This is a genomic window from Arthrobacter sp. 9MFCol3.1, assembly GCF_000620385.1.
Lineage (GTDB): Bacteria > Actinomycetota > Actinomycetes > Actinomycetales > Micrococcaceae > Arthrobacter.
In genome coordinates, this window is record NZ_JIBJ01000004.1 from 378,227 (window position 1) to 393,732 (window position 15,506).

Sequence of the window (15,506 nt, forward strand, 5' to 3'; positions counted from 1 at the left end):
GGACTAGGGCACGGTGAGGAAGTCAATGACCTCTTCCACGCGGCCGAGCAGCGACGCCTCCAGATCAGCGTAGCTGCGGACAGCACCCAGGAGTTTCTGCCAGCCCAGGCCGATGTCCTCCTTTGTGGAGTGGGGCCAGCCGAAAGCCATCAGGATGCCGGTCTTCCAGTCCATGCCGCGGGGGATCACGGGCCACTGCTCGATCCCCAGGACCGCGGGCCGGATGGCCTGCCACACGTCCACGTAGGGGTGCCCCACGATGAGGACGTTGCCGGCGGCGCCCGGTGAGGCCATGACGGCATCGGCGATCCGCGACTCCTTGGAGTCGGGCACCAGGTGGTCCACGAGTACGCCGAGGCGCCGCCCCGGGCCCGGGCCGAACTCCGCCACGGCGGCTGCGAGGTCGTCAATGCCGTGCAGGGGTTCGACGACGATGCCCTCCACCCGGAGGTCATCGCCCCACACCTTCTCCACCAGTTCGGCGTCGTGCTTTCCTTCCACCCAGATACGGCTGGCCTTGGCCACTTGGGCGCGCTGCCCCGCCACCCGCACCGAGCCCGACGCCGTGCGGCCGGCACCGGCGGCCGGTGCCGCTTTCTTCGGGGCCGGCGGCATCAGGCGGATGGGCTGGCCCTCCAGGAGGAAGCCAAAGCCGAGGCGGAAGGACCGCGACTTGCCCCGCCGGTCCTCCAACGCCACCACGTGCATGCCGCCGGACTTCTCCACCCGGGTCACGGCCCCCACCCAGCCGGACTGGACCTCCTCGAGGACCATCCCGCGTTCCACCGGGACTTCCGGCAACTGGGTCTTGGCGGGGGCGGACAGGTCCTGGGGTCCCCAGTTCTGGTACGACATCTCTACACGCTAACTTTGCACTCGGAATGTACGGCGGTCGGTGGAACTCTCCGGGGCCGGAACCGGACCGCGACGGCGCGGCAACGGCAGCGGCTGCCACGGTCTCGGCACCGGCGTGACGGGAATCGCGTTCCCGCGGGCCACGCCTGGAGCGAATCCAATGCTAACAACGCGGCGACTCATATTAGACTGGTTAGCACTTAGGCATGTCGAGTGCTAACCCTTGTCCTGTTGCGGACCGTCCGTGCAGCACTTGTGGACCCGGACGGACACGGCGGACGGCACCGACTGCGGGACAGTCGATTGGAGGTGGAGCGTGAGCGAACCGCGCAAACTCGAAGTGCTGCGCGCCATCGTGGAGGACTACGTTCATTCGCGTGAGCCCGTGGGTTCCAAAGCGCTCGTGGAGCGGCACCATCTCGGCGTCTCCAGCGCCACGATCCGAAACGACATGGCGGCGCTGGAAGACGAGGGCCTGATCACGGCACCGCACACGAGCGCCGGCCGGATCCCCACTGACAAGGGCTACCGGCTTTTCGTCGACCAGATCTCAGCGGTGAAGCCGTTGTCCCCGGCCGAGCGCCGGGCCATCCAGGCGCTGCTGGAAGGATCCGACGACCTCGACGACATCCTTGACCGGACCGTGAGGCTCCTCTCGCACCTGACCAACCAGGTCGCCGTCGTGCAGTATCCGTTGCTCAGCCGCGCCCGGGTGCGGCACATCGAGTTCGTGCTGCTGGCGCCCCGGAAAGTGCTGGCGGTACTGATCGCGGACACCGGAAAGGTGGAGCAGCGCGTGATCGACGTCGGGCAGGACCTTCCCGACGACGCGTTGGCCGAACTGCGTACCAGCTTTCTGGCCAGCCTCTCCGGAACCCCGCTGAGCCTGATGCCGCAGCTGCTGCCCGCCGTCGTTGCCGGTGGCCCGCCCGCGCGGCGCGGAGCGGCCCAGGCGCTGGCCCGCGGCCTGGAGGCCCTGGCCACGAGCAGCCGCGAAGAGCGCATGGTCATGGCCGGCACCGCCAACCTTGCCCGCTCCAACGTGGACTTCCCGCTCAGCATCGGCCCCGTGCTGGAGGCCCTCGAGGAGCAGGTGGTCATGCTCCGCCTGCTCAGCGAAATGGCCGAAGACCCGCGGGGAGTCACGGTCAGCATCGGCCGGGAAAACCCTTACGACGGTCTGGCCGAGGCCTCCGTTGTGGCCACCGCTTACGGGCCGGACGCCACGGCCAAGGTCGGCGTGCTCGGCCCCACCCGGATGGACTATCCCACCACCATGGCCGCCGTCCGCGCGGTGGCCCGCTACCTTTCGAGGATCCTGGGGCCCTGACAGGCCCGGGACCGAACACGACTTCTTGCCCACAGGCAGTGCCCCACAGGCAGTACGAAAAGGAAGAGATACACACTTTGAGCAGCCACTACGACGTTCTTGGAGTCTCCCGCGACGCATCGGGGGAGGAGATCAAGAAGGCCTACCGGAAACTGGCCCGCACCCTGCACCCGGACGTGAACCCCGGGGAGGACGCCTCGGACAGGTTCAAGGCCGTCACCCACGCCTACGAGGTCCTCTCTGATCCGCAGAAGCGCCGGGTCTACGACACCACCGGCAACGAGAACGGCACCGACAACGGCTTCGGCGGCGGCAGCTACTCGGGCCAGGGCTTCGCCTTCCAGGACATCTTCGAGACCTTCTTCGGCGCCGGCGGCGGCCAGGGCGGCCCGGCGTCCCGGGTCCGCCGCGGCCAGGACGCCCTGATCAGCGTCCGCATCGACCTCCGCGACGCCGTGTTCGGCGTGAACAAGAAGCTCGAGGTCGACACGGCCGTCATCTGCCCCACGTGCGAGGGGTCCTGCTGCCGCGAGGGCACCCACCCGGTCCGCTGCGACATCTGTGGCGGCAGCGGTCAGGTCCAGCGCGCCGTACGGTCGATCCTGGGTCAGGTCATGACGTCCGCCCCCTGCGGATCCTGCGAGGGCTTCGGCACCGTCATCAAGGACCCCTGCAACGAATGCAGCGGCCAGGGCCGGATCCGCAGCCGCCGTTCCCTGACCGTCAAGGTCCCGGCCGGCGTCGCCACCGGTACCCGCATCCAGCTGTCCGGCCAGGGCGAAGCGGGCCCTGCCGGCGGCCCCGCCGGGGACCTGTACGTGGAGATCCGGGTCAACAACGACCCCACCTACGTGCGCGAGGGCGATGACCTCCACGCGAGCCTCAACATTCCCATGACCGCTGCCGCGCTTGGCACCGAAATTTCCCTCGACACCTTCGACGGTCAGCAGGAGATCGACGTCAAGGCCGGCACCCAGTCGGGCGAGATCATCACCCTGCGCGGCCTGGGCGTCACGCACCTGCGCGGCCACGGCCGCGGCGACCTGAAGGTGCACCTGCAGGTGGAAACGCCGGTCAAGCTCGATCACGTTCAGGAGGAACTGCTCCGCCAGTTGGCCAAGCACCGCGGCGAGCACCTCACGGAAGGAAAGCTTGCGGCCAGCGGCGGCGTCTTCGCCAAACTGCGGGACCGGCTCGGTAACCTGTAGCGGTGAGTAACCCGGTCTTCTTCACCGCCCCAGGCACCCTGGACCAGCAGGTCCCCGGCTCGGCCTTCGTCCTTGAGGGCGGCGAGGCACGCCACGCCGTCACCGTCAAGCGGATCGCCGTCGGGGAAACCGTCGACATCGCGGACGGCGCCGGCAAACGCCTGACCGGCACCGTGACCGCCGTCGCTCCCGGGGAGCTGACCGTCGAATGCGTGGACCTTGCCGAGGAACCGCGGCCCGGAACCCGGCTGGTCCTGGTCCAGGCCCTCGCCAAGGGCGATCGCGACGAACTCGCGGCCGAGACCGCGACTGAGTTGGGCATCGACGCCGTCATTCCCTGGCAGGCCGAGCGGTCCATCGTGCGGTGGAAGGCTGAGCGGGCCGCGAAGGCGCATGCCAAATGGCAGTCGGTGGTGACGGCCGCCGCCAAACAGGCGCGCCGGGCATGGATTCCCGAGGTCCGGGCCGCCGTCGACGGTGCCGGGCTGCAGGCGGCCGTGGCGGCGGCAGACCTCGCCGTCATCCTGCATGAAGACGCCGTGCGCCCGCTGCGGCAAGTGCTCGAATCCTGGTTGGAATCCGCGCAGCCCGGCGAGGTCATGGCAGGCGATGCCGGATCCCGTGAGGTCCTGCTGATCGTGGGTCCGGAAGGCGGCATCAGCCCGCGGGAGGTGACCCGGCTCTGCGACGCCGGCGCGGTCACGGCCCTTTTGGGGCACCATGTGCTGCGCTCGTCCACGGCCGGGCCCGCCGCCACCGTGCTGGCCAGCGACATCCTCGGCCGCTGGTGACCTGCGGCAGCCGCCGTCACCGGTGACAGGGACGGCTATTTGACGGTGACGGTTATTTGACCGTGAACCCGCGGGTGTCCTGGAATACTTCCTTGGCGCTGTCGGATGCGTCCACCTGCGACACCCGGACCTCGTAATTGCCCGGGCCGAGGTTCACGGACAAGGTGAACAGCCCGGACTGGGTTGCATCGGCCGAGGCCGTGGCGCTGCCGTTGAGATACGCGGTCTTGGCGTTGTCGCTGTCGCCGTCAACCTTGAGGATCGCCCAGCGGAGCTTCCCGCCCTGGACGGTGCTGCGGCCACGGATCTTGACCGAACCGTCGCCCACGGACGTGCCCTCCTGCGGATCAATGATCCACACAGGGGCCACCATCCCGGCGCTGCGGGACGTCGGTTCGCCCAGACGGACATGGTTGAAGGCGACGTAGTCCGTGTGACCGTCCACCAGCACAACCACCTGGACCTGCTGTCCGGCATCGATGAGGCCGGCGCTGGCCGCGGCAGCTGTCGCCGTGTAGACGAGCTGCTGGATGGCGCGCTCGGCCATGGCCGCATCCACGTTGCTGTTGAAGGCATCAGCGGAGACATCCACGGTGATGACGTTCTTGCCGGAAATCGACGTCGCCAGCTTCTTCGGATTCTGCCAGGGCGTGAAAAAATCCGGATCCAGCGGCTTCTGCGACATCATGACCCGCAGGGCGCGGGTGACGGGATTGTCCTGGTCCGGTACGTCGCGGAACTCGCGGTACAGAAACGCGTTGTCATTGCCCCGGCCGATCCAATACACGGGAGCCTTGTTCGACGTCTGGGCTGTCTCGAGCGGAGCGCTCGTGGTGGGCACGCCCGACGCCGGGACGGGAATGAGTTCCGACGGGCTGCTGGAATTCGTGATGCCGCTTTGCGGCGTCGCCACGCAGCCGGACAGGACGAGGGCGGCAGGCAGCGCCAACGCCAGCGCGGCGCGGCGGATGCGCCCCACCGATGGCTGCTGAACTCCACGCTTGCTGATGCCGCTGTCCCTTCGTCTTACGCCCCGCGTTCCGCGGTGATGATCCGTTTGTAGCCGTCGTCGACCGCTGGCGGCCGCCCGTCCCTCACCGGCCGGAGACCGGCCCGGCGATCCCGGGGGAGCCGGATTCCAGCATGGCACACGGGCACGGCGCGGCAGCCGGGTTTGGGCCCCGGCGCCGGAACTGCAACGGGAACGATATGAGGCCGATACAAAGTTGATACCTAAAGTGGCCCGCTGGTGGTTCCAGGCGCGGACGCCGATGGCGCCCCTCGTTGCTGAGCCAGCGATCCCTGCCGGGGTCGTTTAGGGCAGACTGGTGGCGTGAGCGGAATCCCGTGGGTGCTGCACGTCGATCTCGACCAGTTCATCGCGGCTGTCGAAGTACTCCGGCGGCCGGAGCTTGCTGGCAAGCCGATCATTGTCGGCGGCCGGGGCGATCCTACGGAACGCGCCGTGGTGTCGACCGCATCCTACGAAGCCAGGGCGTTCGGCGTGGGTTCCGGCATGCCCTTACGCATTGCGGCCCGGAAAGTGCCCGACGCCGTGATCCTGCCCGTCGATCAGGAGGCTTACCTGGCGGCGTCTGAAACGGTCATGGCCACCCTGCGCGCGCAGCCCGGCGCCACCGTGCAGGTGTTGGGGTGGGACGAAGCCTTTGTGGGCATCAAGACAGAGAATCCGGAAGCCTACGCCCGGCAGGTGCAGGCCGCTGTCCTGGAGCGTACGCAGCTGCATTGCAGTGTGGGCATCGGCGACACCCTGGTCCGAGCCAAGGTCGCCACCGGTTTCGGCAAGCCGGCCGGCGTCTCCCGTCTCACTGCCGGGAACTGGCTCGCTGTCATGGGCAGTCGGCCCACCAAGGACCTGTGGGGTGTCGGAACCAAGGTGTCGGGCCGGCTGGCAAAACTCGGCATCAACACAGTCGCCGAGCTCGCCGCGTCCGACCCCCAAGACCTGGTGCCGGAGTTCGGCCCCAGGATGGGACCCTGGTACGCGGAGCTCGGACGCGGGGACGGCGCCAGCGTTGTGGACGCCACCCCGTGGGTTGCCCGCGGGCACAGCCGGGAGACCACCTTCCAGCGCGACCTGACCGAGCCCGCCCAGGTGGACGGCGCCGTGAGGGAGCTGACGGCGCGTGTCCTGGAGGATGTTGTGGCCGAAGGACGGCCCGTGGTTGGGCTGACCCTGAAGGTTCGCTACGCGCCGTTCGTCACCAAGACCCACGCGAGGAAGATTCCCGAGACATTCGACCGGGACGAAATCCTCGCGCGGGCCTTGGACCTCGCAGCCGGAATCGAAGCGGGCCGTCCGATCCGGCTCCTGGGCCTGCGGGCCGAAATGGCAATGCCCGACGATGCCCGAACGGGACATACGCCGACGCGCGGCGGTTGGTGACGGCGTCGCTGCCTTAGCGCCGCAGCGTTCTGCGGGCAGGCTGAAGATGACTCTGGGAACCCCTCAAGTCAAAGCTAGGCTGGGAGGATGGAATACCAGATCCGCCAGGCCGCGGGTGGGGACGCTGATGCCGTAGTCCGGATGCACACCCGGGCCCATGAGGAATGCTACGGGCACCTTCTGTCCGCGGCGTTCTTCGATGCGCGCCGTGCCAGCATCCCGGAGCGTGTGGAAAAACGCCGGCCTTATCTGGACAGCGCCGAGCCTCGAATCATCGCCCTGGACAAGGGCAATGAAATCGTCGGATTTGCCGACGCAGGCAGGGGACGTGACGATGACTTGCCCGGAGAACTTGAGCTTTACTCCATCTACACGCTGGGGCGCACCCATGGCACTGGGCTCGGGGAAGCCCTGCTGAGGGCCGCCCTCGGCGATTTACCCGCCTACCTGTGGGTGCTTGAGGCCAACCCCCGTGCTCAGGCCTTCTATGCCAAGAACGGTTTTCAGCCCGATGGGACACGAAAATTGCTTTCACCCGACTGGGAGGAACTACCGGAGATAAGGATGGTCCGCTCCGACATTTAGCCGGGCACATCCACGCCGCATCGGCCTGGCGGATCCGAGGCGTCAGAACCTGAGAATGTTCAGTTCCGCGGCCGGCTCGAAACCAAGCCGTGCGTAAAAGTCGCGTGATTCGTCGGAGGGGGAAAGCACCATCCGTACGGCATTGATGCTTTGCGCGAACCGGATCGAGGCATCCACCAGTTGGCCGCCGACTCCGGCGTTCCGAAACTCCGGAAGGACGTAGGCGTTGCCCAGATAGACCCACCGGGACGATTCCGTCCCCGGTTTGGGCATCCGCTCGAAAATCATCAGGTTGAGCATCCCGACTAGTTCGCCACCGTAGTCGGCCACGAAGAACTTTCGGGGACTGGCAGTCATCCACTCTCTAAAGGTGGCGTCGAAGGCTGGATCGTCCATGAGTGCGGGGTCCTGTTCCGCCGCCCACGTGGCCCTTAGCACCGCAAGGCCGGGCACATCGTCTGGGCGCCCTTCGCGAATGATGAACATGGAAGTACCCTACTTTGGCGGTGCGTCCGCCCAAAGCACCCGTCCGTTAGAGTCGGACCCATGAAACGGGCTGTGATCCTTGGAGGCACTGGCGTTCTCGGCCGCGCAATTGCGTGGCGGCTGATCCGTGCCGGCTGGGCCGTGGACATGACGGGCCGGGACCGGACCAAGATGCCGGCTGACCTGGCTGCCGCCGGTGCCCGATTTATCGCCGCCGAACGTCGTGACGACGCCGCCCTGGCCGGGGTGATGGCCGGTGGTGCCGATCTCCTCGTGGACGCGGCGTGTTACACGGAGGCCGACGCCCGGCAACTTCTGCCGCACCTGGCCGCGGTGACCTCCGCCGTCATGCTCTCCAGCAAGGCCGTGTACGTCGACGCCGCCGGCAACCACGTCAATTCCGATATACCGCCCCGCTTTGAGGCGCCCATCCTCGAGGGCAATCCGACCATGCGGCCGGGAGCCGGGGAATACCGTTCCCGGGAAGGCTATGGCGCGAACAAGGTGGCCGCAGAGCACACCCTCCTGGACAGCGGCCATCCGGTGACAGTGATGCGGGCCTCCAAGGTACATGGTGAGGGCGCGGCCCTGCCCCGGGAATGGATGTTCGTCAAACGGGTGCTCGACCGGCGCCCGGCCGTATTCCTGGCCCATGCGGGGCAGGGCGCGGACCACACGACGGCAGCGGTGAACACGGCGGCCCTCGTGGAGCGGGTGGCCGCCGTGCCCGCGGCACGGATCCTCAACAGCGCCGATCCAGATGCGCCGAATGCCCGGCAGATCGCCGCAGCAATCGCCCGCCACCTGGGCCACCACTGGGAAGAGGTGCTCTTGGATGACAGCGCACCCGCGGGCCTCGGCGACCACCCGTGGGATTTCCGGCCCCCGCTGGTACTCAGCACCAAGGCCTCCCTCGACCTGGCCTATGAGCCGGTTGGGACATACGCCCAGACCATTCCGCATCAGGTGGACTGGCTGGTGAAGGCGGCAGCGGCCGGAGCCATGCCGGGAACCGATGATCCGTCCCTCGGGCACTATCTCGACTACAGCCGTGAAGAGCAGTTCACCGCCGGTTCTGCCCTGCGGACACGCCAACGTCCCCTGTGATGGGCTAAGGGTTTAGGGGGCTAAGGGTTGAAGGGGCTATGGGTTTGTCGACGAGAATGGCGGCCTGCGGATGTTTTTCCATGGCTCGCGGTGAACGCACCAGCTGGGCGCGCATCGCAAAGCCCTGTTCCGTGAACCGGAGCGCCACCTCGTCGGGGGCGTGCAGTTCCGTGCGGAGCTGGACGTCATGTCCGTAGGCGCGGTCAACCGTGTGGTGGCCGCTGCCGGCGTGGAAAGCGACGAGCGCCGAACCGCCAGGGCGGAGCGCTCTCCAGAACTCGCGCGCGATCGCCGGCAGCGCCGTCGGGGGAGAGTGGATGATTGAATACCAGGCGAGGACGCCGTCCGCGGCTGCGTCGGCTTTGGGCAGGTCCGCCAGTTCTCCGACTTCGAACAGCATACCGGGATGCAGTTGTTGCGCGACCCGGACCATTTCGGGCGACACGTCGACACCGCTGACGTTCAGCCCCGCGTGGCCGACGTAACTGGTCATTCGTCCGGTGCCGCATCCGACGTCGATCACCGTCCGGTCTGCCGTGGCGCGCAGGTGCGCGATGAAGTGGTCCACCATGGCCATATCCAGCGTGGCCTCGAAGCTGGTATCCGGGATCACCGCTGAATAGGTCTCGGCGACCGTGTCGTACGCGGATCTGACGGCCATCAAGTTTTCGTGGTTTGCCATCAACCGAGCCTAACGGCCATGGCCGGCGAACCCGTGGCGCCCGATTCTTACGTCATGCAACGGGTCCGTGACGCGTTGTGTCGCTGCGCGACTGTGCGTTGCGGCCGGCTTGGGAACCCGTGTCCGCGGTGGTTGATTGGGGCTACCAGCGCTCGAAAGGTCCCGCCATGACGGAACAAACTGATCTCAGCCCGAAGGCACTCCGCCACATTCTCGGACACTTCGCCGCCGGGCTGACGGTGATCACCGCGGCAACGCAGCACGGGCCGGCCGGTTTCACCGCGGAACAGCCGTGCCCGGCAACAGGCGCCCACTGGCTGGATGGGTGGGTCGTCTTCGGCAATACGCACCCGTAACGGCCGACGCCGGATCCCCTCCGGCGTCGGCCGCGCCGCGCTGGCGTAAGATGGAAGAACCCGTTGACCCCGGCCGCGGGCGGTGCGAACCGCCGTCGGTACGGATCACGGCGACAGACCATATTCATACTGGAGGGGACCAGAGGCCCGCGGGCCAACACCATGACTGAAGCAGCGAACGGCAAGGCCCGGTTCAGCGCCCGAGAACGCACCGCAGGGGAATTTCCCCACTCCCTACCAGGGCTGCGGACGGAGGTGGTCTTGTTCGACGACTCAGAGCAGATGGTCCAGTCGCTGGGCAGCCATGACGAAGCCCTAAGGTTCATCGAAAACCAGTTCCCCGCCGTCGATTTCCACGTCCGGGGCAACGAGCTTGCGATCAGCGGTCCGGCCGCCGACGTGCCGCGCATCATGCGCCTGCTCAACGAGGTGCGCGGGCTGGTGGCCCGAGGCACCGTCATCACCCCGGCCGTGCTGCAGCAACTCGTCTCCATGCTCCGCAGCCAGTCACTGCAGAACCCCGTGGAAGTGCTGACCACCAACATCCTCTCCACCCGCGGGAAGACCATCCGGCCCAAGACGCTGAACCAGAAGAACTATGTGGACGCGATCGACGCCAACACGGTCATCTTCGGGATCGGGCCGGCCGGTACCGGCAAGACCTACCTGGCGATGGCCAAGGCCGTCCAGGCCCTGCAGCAGAAGGAAGTCAGCCGCATCATCCTGACCCGGCCTGCCGTCGAGGCGGGGGAGCGGCTCGGCTTCCTGCCGGGCACCCTGAGCGACAAGATCGACCCCTACCTGCGGCCGCTCTACGACGCCCTGCACGACATGATGGACCCCGAATCCATTCCCCGCCTCATGGCCGCCGGCACCATCGAGGTCGCCCCGCTGGCCTACATGCGGGGCCGCACGCTCAACGATGCCTTCATCATCCTCGATGAGGCCCAGAACACCACGCCGGAGCAGATGAAGATGTTCCTGACCCGTCTGGGCTTCGGCTCCAAGATGGTGGTCACCGGCGACATCACCCAGGTGGACCTGCCCTTCGGCACCCGCTCGGGGCTCAGGATTGTCGAGGAGATCCTGCAGGGAATCGAGGACGTCAACTTCTCGATCCTGGATGCCTCCGACGTCGTCCGGCACCGCCTCGTGGGGGATATCGTCAACGCGTACAGCATCTGGGACGAAGTCCAAAGGAACCGGGTCAAGCACTCCGTTGCCCGGGAAACGCGGGGAGAACACGCATGAGCATTGAGGTTAACAACGAATCCGGCGTCGTCGTGGACGAGTCCGAACTCGTGGCGCTGTCGCGTTTCATCTTCGAAAGCCTCTACATCCACCCACAGGCGGAGCTGTCCATCCTGCTGGTGGACGAACCGGCCATGGAAAAGCTGCACCTCGAACTGATGGACGAGCCCGGCTCCACCGACGTCCTCTCGGTCCCCATGGACGAGCTGACCCCGGGCACGCCGGACAAGCCGACACCGCAGGGCATGCTCGGCGATATCGCCATCTGCCCCCAGGTGGCCGAGGTCCAGGCCCGCAACGCCGGCCACTCCACCCAGGACGAGATGCTGCTGCTGACCACGCACGGCATCCTGCACCTGCTGGGCCATGACCACGCCGAGCCGGAAGAGAAGGAAGAGATGTTCGGGCTGCAGCGCGAACTCCTGACCGCCTTCACCGGCAAAGCAGCCCCGTCCGAGACGGTTCAGTGACCCCACTGATCCTCGCCGGCATGGCGCTGGTGTTCCTTAGCTTTGCCGCAGTGCTCACCGCTGCCGAGTCCGCTTTCAACTTCCTGCCCCGGCACGACGCCGAACAGGCGGTCCTGAACAGCAGGGGCACCTCGCTCAAACGCATCCTGGCCCAGCCCGTGGGGCACATGCGCGCCCTGCGGTTCTGGCGGGTCTGGTTCGAGATGGCCGCCGCCGTCGCCGTCACCGTCCTCCTCTACAGCATGCTGGACAACGTCTGGCTGGCCGGGCTGGCGGCCACCGGCATCATGGCGCTGGTCGGCTTCGTGATCGTCGGGGTGTCCCCGCGGCAGCTCGGCCGGGTCCATTCCGCGGCCCTGGTCCGGTTCAGCGCCCCGCTGGTCCGGTCCCTCTATGCCGTGCTCGGCCCGATCCCGGGCTGGCTGGTGCGGCTCGGCAGCGTCGTGGCGCCCGGCGCGCCGGCCGACAGCGAGGCGTTCTTCAGCGAAGAGGAATTCCGCGAACTCGTGGACCGGGCCACCGAGTCCGACGTGATCGAGGACAACGAGGCCGAGCTGATCCAGTCGGTCTTCGACTTCGGGGATACCCTGGTCCGCTCCGTGATGGTGCCGCGGACCGACATCCTCACGATCGACTCCGGATCCAGCCTGCACCGTGCGATGTCGCTGTTCCTGCGCTCCGGGTATTCGCGGATCCCGGTCATCGGCGAAAACACGGACCAGATCCTGGGCATTGTGTACTTGAAGGACGTTGCCGCCTCGCTCCACAACCTCGGCCCGGACGAGGAACCCCCGGTCGTGGACGAGGTGGCCCGCGAGGTCCGCTACGTGCCGGACTCGAAGCTCGTCAGTGACCTGCTGCGCGAACTCCAGAAAGAATCCACGCACGTTGCGATCGTCATTGACGAATACGGCGGAACTGCGGGGCTGGTCACGCTCGAGGACCTCATCGAGGAAATCGTCGGCGAAATCGTGGACGAATACGACACCGAAAGCGCCGAGGCCGTGGCCCTGGGGGACGGAAGCTACCGTGTCAGCGCCCGCATGAGCATCGAGGACCTCGGCGAACTCTTCGACCTCGAGCTCGACGACGACGAAGTGGACACCGTGGGCGGCCTGCTCGCCAAGGCCCTCGGGCGGGTGCCGATTGTCGGCAGCACCGTCCAGGTCCACGGACTGACCCTCCGCGCCGACAGGCTGGAGGGCCGGCGGAACCGCGTCAGCCACATCATTGCGGCCGCCGTGGCAAAAGAACAAACTGACCTTGAAGACCTTCTCGACGAGGCCGCACCAATCCAACAGGGAGTCTCACGTGAGCAAGCAGAATAAGTCCGACGGCGAAGCAGCCTACGGCGGCTACCGCGCCGGTTTCTCGGTGCTGGTCGGGCGGCCAAATGCGGGCAAGTCCACCCTCACCAACGCCCTGGTCGGCCAAAAAGTCGCGATCACCTCGGCCAAGCCCCAGACCACGCGCCACACAATCCGTGGCATCGTGCACCGGGACGACGCCCAGCTGATCCTCGTCGACACCCCGGGCCTGCACCGCCCGCGCACGCTGCTGGGGAAGCGGCTGAACGAACTGGTCGCCGACACCCTCGCCGAGGTCGACGCGATCGGCTTCTGCCTGCCGGCCAACGAGAAGATCGGCCCCGGGGACAAGTTCATTGCCGCCCAGCTCGCCGCCATCCCCAACAAGCCCATCATCGCGATCGTGACCAAGGCCGACACCGTGGACCGCCAGGCCCTCACCGAGCAGCTGCTCGCCGTCGCCGCCCTGGGCCGCGAGGTCCTCGGCGAGGAGGGCTGGAAGGACATCGTCCCGGTCTCCGCCACGGACGGATTCCAGGTCGACACCCTTGCCGACGTCCTGATCGGCCACATGCCGGCGTCGCCGCCGCTGTACCCGGACGGTCACCTGACGGACGAACCGGAAGCGGTGATGATCGCCGAACTCATCCGGGAAGCGGCCCTCGAAGGCGTCCGCGACGAATTGCCGCACTCCCTGGCGGTCGTCGTCGATGAGATCGTTCCGCGGGAAGGCCGACCCGAAGACCGGCCGTTCCTGGACGTCCGCGTCAACCTGTACGTCGAGCGCCCCTCCCAGAAGGCCATCATCATCGGCAAGGGCGGCGCCCGGCTCCGCGAGGTCGGGACCAACGCGCGCAAGGCAATCGAGGCGCTGCTCGGTGCCCGGATCTACCTCGACCTGCACGTCAAGGTCGCCAAGGACTGGCAGCGCGACCCGAAGCAGCTCGTCAAACTGGGCTTCTGAACCGCGCTGTTCCTGGGCCCCTATTTTGGCCGTTGGGCCTTCCCGCCGCTCCCAAGAGAGGGCCATCGGCGTTTTCTCAGATTCGGACTCTAAAATGGGCTGACTCCCCGTTCGTTTAGGAAGGCTCAACAAGTGGCTCGACCCCGCGACAACCGTGCCGACGGCTCCGCCCCGCCGGCACGGTCAACTGCCGCTGCCCGGCACACGGCCGATCCCGCCGTTGGTCCGGCCCGCCACCTCGGCTCCGCCCGCCGGACCCCCACCTGGCTGAAAGTCTTCACGGGCGTGGTGGCCGTGCTTTTGGTCGGCGTGATCGCTTTCGGCGCCTACTGGGCCATCCGGCTCCAGGGCAACCTCACAAAGGCCCCGCTGAGCGCCGGCAGCACCAAGACCGAGGGTGCCGTGAACGATTCGACGGACCGGATGCAGATCCTGATCCTCGGCTCGGACACGCGCGACGGGAAGAACTCGCAGTACGGCACCAGCGATGACGCAACCGGCTACGGGCACTCGGATGTGATGATGCTGATGGACATCTCCGCGGACAACAAGCGGGTCAACGTGGTCAGCTTCCCCCGCGACCTGCTGGTCGATATCCCCAAATGCAAGGATCCGAAAACCAACAAGGAGTACCCGGCCCAGACCGGTGTCATGATCAACTCGGCAATGTCCGAGGCCGGCATCGGCTGCGCCGTGGACACCGTCAACAAGCTCACCGGCCTGGAAATCGACCACTTCATGATGGCCGACTTCAACGCCGTCAAGGAACTCTCCAACGCCGTCGGTGGCGTGTCAGTGTGTGTCAGCGACGCCGTCTACGACCCCGATTCGAAGCTGCGGCTGCCCAAGGGCACCTCCACCGTCCAGGGCGAGCAGGCATTGTCCTTCGTCCGCACCCGGCACGCCTTCGGCGACGGCGGCGACCTCGGCCGGATCAAGGCCCAGCAGGGCTTCCTGTCGGCCCTGACCCGGAAGATCAAGGACGACGGCACGCTCACCAACCCGGCCCGGATGCTTGGCATCGCGGACGCGATCACCAAGAACCTGACCATCGACGACGGCCTGGCCTCGGTGCCGACGTTGCTGACCGTGGGCAACCGGCTCAAGAACATCGACGTCGGCAAGGTAGCCTTCGTTGCCACCCCGACAGTCCCGGCCGAAGCGGACATCAACCGGCTGCAGCTGGCCGAGCCCGCGGCATCCCAGCTGTTCGCCGCCATGCGCAACGACGTGGACCTGACGGATCCGACCGCGAAGCCGAGCACTTCCCCGAGTGCCAGCGCCACGCCGACGCCGACTCCCAGCCCCACCGCCCCGGCGTATGACAAGACGCTGCAGCCCGTCACCGTGGCCAACGGCTCGGGCGTTCCGGCCCGGACCCAGGAAATCATGCAGGCCATCACGGGCGCCGGCTTCACCCAGGTGGGCCAGTTGACGGCTCCGCCCGTCGCCGCGACGGCGGTCTACTACGGCGCGGACTCCGCTGACGTGGCCGCGGACGTCGCGGCCCTGCTCGGCGTGGCGCCGGACCGGGTGCTCCCGGCCGCCGGAGTAACCGGGGTCCAGGTCTACCTGGGCAGTGACTTCGCCAACGGGACGCCGACCGCCGCCGCTGCCGCCCCGCAACTGCCCAAGGACATCGTCAACCAGACCGCCGGTGACACCGTCTGCCAGCAGGCCAACCCGGCGCTGATCACGCGCTAGCCC

Annotated in this window: 16 protein-coding genes; 12 read left to right on the forward strand and 4 right to left on the reverse strand. The window is 67.3% G+C overall.

The features are described from left to right. Nucleotides 1-3: 3 nt before the first annotated feature. Complete coding sequence (locus C560_RS0104515; protein WP_026537292.1) at nt 4-855, reverse strand: DUF3097 domain-containing protein; 852 nt, start codon at nt 853-855, stop codon at nt 4-6. Between the two features lie 316 nt (nt 856-1,171). On the opposite strand from C560_RS0104515, the gene hrcA reads away from it, so the two are divergent. From hrcA to C560_RS0104530, 3 genes are all read left to right on the forward strand, one after another. Continuing rightward, nucleotides 1,172-2,185: a heat-inducible transcriptional repressor HrcA gene (hrcA, locus tag C560_RS0104520; protein ID WP_018773106.1), complete on the forward strand. Its 1,014-nt coding sequence runs from the start codon at nt 1,172-1,174 to the stop codon at nt 2,183-2,185. Nucleotides 2,186-2,262: 77 nt separating this feature from the next. Next, nucleotides 2,263-3,393, forward strand: a complete 1,131-nt coding sequence (gene dnaJ, locus C560_RS0104525; RefSeq protein ID WP_018773105.1) for a molecular chaperone DnaJ — start codon at nt 2,263-2,265, stop codon at nt 3,391-3,393. A 2-nt stretch (nt 3,394-3,395) separates the two neighbouring features. Next, complete coding sequence (locus C560_RS0104530; protein WP_026537293.1) at nt 3,396-4,184, forward strand: 16S rRNA (uracil(1498)-N(3))-methyltransferase; 789 nt, start codon at nt 3,396-3,398, stop codon at nt 4,182-4,184. Between the two features lie 52 nt (nt 4,185-4,236). Here the strand turns inward: C560_RS0104530 and C560_RS0104535 are convergent, their stop codons facing one another. Beyond that, nucleotides 4,237-5,163, reverse strand: a complete 927-nt coding sequence (locus C560_RS0104535) for a GerMN domain-containing protein (protein ID WP_026537294.1) — start codon at nt 5,161-5,163, stop codon at nt 4,237-4,239. 354 nt (nt 5,164-5,517) lie between these two features. Between C560_RS0104535 and C560_RS0104540 the strand changes: the two genes are divergently transcribed. Beyond that, on the forward strand, nt 5,518-6,591 hold the full coding sequence (locus tag C560_RS0104540; protein ID WP_442853142.1) for a DNA polymerase IV: 1,074 nt from the start codon (nt 5,518-5,520) through the stop codon (nt 6,589-6,591). An 87-nt stretch (nt 6,592-6,678) separates the two neighbouring features. Next, nucleotides 6,679-7,176 (forward strand): GNAT family N-acetyltransferase, encoded by a 498-nt coding sequence (locus tag C560_RS0104545; RefSeq protein WP_026537296.1) that lies wholly within the window; start codon nt 6,679-6,681, stop codon nt 7,174-7,176. Between the two features lie 42 nt (nt 7,177-7,218). Here the strand turns inward: C560_RS0104545 and C560_RS0104550 are convergent, their stop codons facing one another. Further along, nucleotides 7,219-7,662: a GNAT family N-acetyltransferase gene (locus C560_RS0104550; RefSeq protein ID WP_043422493.1), complete on the reverse strand. Its 444-nt coding sequence runs from the start codon at nt 7,660-7,662 to the stop codon at nt 7,219-7,221. A 60-nt stretch (nt 7,663-7,722) separates the two neighbouring features. Here C560_RS0104550 and C560_RS0104555 point away from each other — a divergent pair, with 60 nt between their 5' ends. Next, nucleotides 7,723-8,769 carry an NAD-dependent epimerase/dehydratase family protein gene (locus tag C560_RS0104555; RefSeq protein WP_026537298.1) on the forward strand — a complete coding sequence of 349 codons (1,047 nt, stop codon included), beginning with the start codon at nt 7,723-7,725 and terminating at the stop codon, nt 8,767-8,769. Nucleotides 8,770-8,773: 4 nt separating this feature from the next. On the opposite strand, the gene C560_RS0104560 is transcribed toward C560_RS0104555, so the two are convergent. Next, nucleotides 8,774-9,451 (reverse strand): class I SAM-dependent DNA methyltransferase, encoded by a 678-nt coding sequence (locus C560_RS0104560; protein WP_026537299.1) that lies wholly within the window; start codon nt 9,449-9,451, stop codon nt 8,774-8,776. Nucleotides 9,452-9,618: 167 nt separating this feature from the next. Between C560_RS0104560 and C560_RS23785 the strand changes: the two genes are divergently transcribed. From C560_RS23785 to C560_RS0104590, 6 genes are all read left to right on the forward strand, one after another. Continuing rightward, entirely contained in the window at nt 9,619-9,807 is a 189-nt protein-coding gene (locus C560_RS23785) for a hypothetical protein (RefSeq protein ID WP_026537300.1), read from the forward strand. Between the two features lie 162 nt (nt 9,808-9,969). Beyond that, nucleotides 9,970-11,058, forward strand: coding sequence for a PhoH family protein (locus C560_RS0104570; RefSeq protein ID WP_018773096.1), 1,089 nt, complete (start codon nt 9,970-9,972; stop codon nt 11,056-11,058). Then, nucleotides 11,055-11,528 carry an rRNA maturation RNase YbeY gene (gene ybeY / locus C560_RS0104575; RefSeq protein ID WP_026537301.1) on the forward strand — a complete coding sequence of 158 codons (474 nt, stop codon included), beginning with the start codon at nt 11,055-11,057 and terminating at the stop codon, nt 11,526-11,528. Before C560_RS0104570 ends, ybeY begins: the two co-directional genes overlap by 4 nt. Then, nucleotides 11,525-12,856, forward strand: coding sequence for a hemolysin family protein (locus tag C560_RS0104580; protein WP_026537302.1), 1,332 nt, complete (start codon nt 11,525-11,527; stop codon nt 12,854-12,856). The genes ybeY and C560_RS0104580 overlap by 4 nt, the downstream gene beginning before the upstream one ends. Next, nucleotides 12,840-13,799, forward strand: a complete 960-nt coding sequence (gene era, locus C560_RS0104585) for a GTPase Era (RefSeq protein WP_018773093.1) — start codon at nt 12,840-12,842, stop codon at nt 13,797-13,799. Before C560_RS0104580 ends, era begins: the two co-directional genes overlap by 17 nt. Nucleotides 13,800-13,931: 132 nt before the next feature. After that, nucleotides 13,932-15,503 (forward strand): LCP family protein, encoded by a 1,572-nt coding sequence (locus C560_RS0104590; RefSeq protein WP_026537303.1) that lies wholly within the window; start codon nt 13,932-13,934, stop codon nt 15,501-15,503. The last annotated feature ends 3 nt before the right edge of the window (nt 15,504-15,506 follow it).

Bases quoted from the DNA above. Each gene is read 5' to 3' on its own strand.
- C560_RS0104555 (WP_026537298.1), top strand. From the start codon at position 7,723: ATGAAACGGGCTGTGATCCTTGGAGGCACTGGCGTTCTCGGCCGCGCA.
- C560_RS0104560 (WP_026537299.1), bottom strand. From the start codon at position 9,451: ATGGCAAACCACGAAAACTTGATGGCCGTCAGATCCGCGTACGACACG.
- C560_RS0104570 (WP_018773096.1), top strand. From the start codon at position 9,970: ATGACTGAAGCAGCGAACGGCAAGGCCCGGTTCAGCGCCCGAGAACGC.
- C560_RS0104515 (WP_026537292.1), bottom strand. From the start codon at position 855: ATGTCGTACCAGAACTGGGGACCCCAGGACCTGTCCGCCCCCGCCAAG.
- C560_RS23785 (WP_026537300.1), top strand. From the start codon at position 9,619: ATGACGGAACAAACTGATCTCAGCCCGAAGGCACTCCGCCACATTCTC.
- C560_RS0104550 (WP_043422493.1), bottom strand. From the start codon at position 7,662: ATGTTCATCATTCGCGAAGGGCGCCCAGACGATGTGCCCGGCCTTGCG.
- C560_RS0104545 (WP_026537296.1), top strand. From the start codon at position 6,679: ATGGAATACCAGATCCGCCAGGCCGCGGGTGGGGACGCTGATGCCGTA.
- ybeY (WP_026537301.1), top strand. From the start codon at position 11,055: ATGAGCATTGAGGTTAACAACGAATCCGGCGTCGTCGTGGACGAGTCC.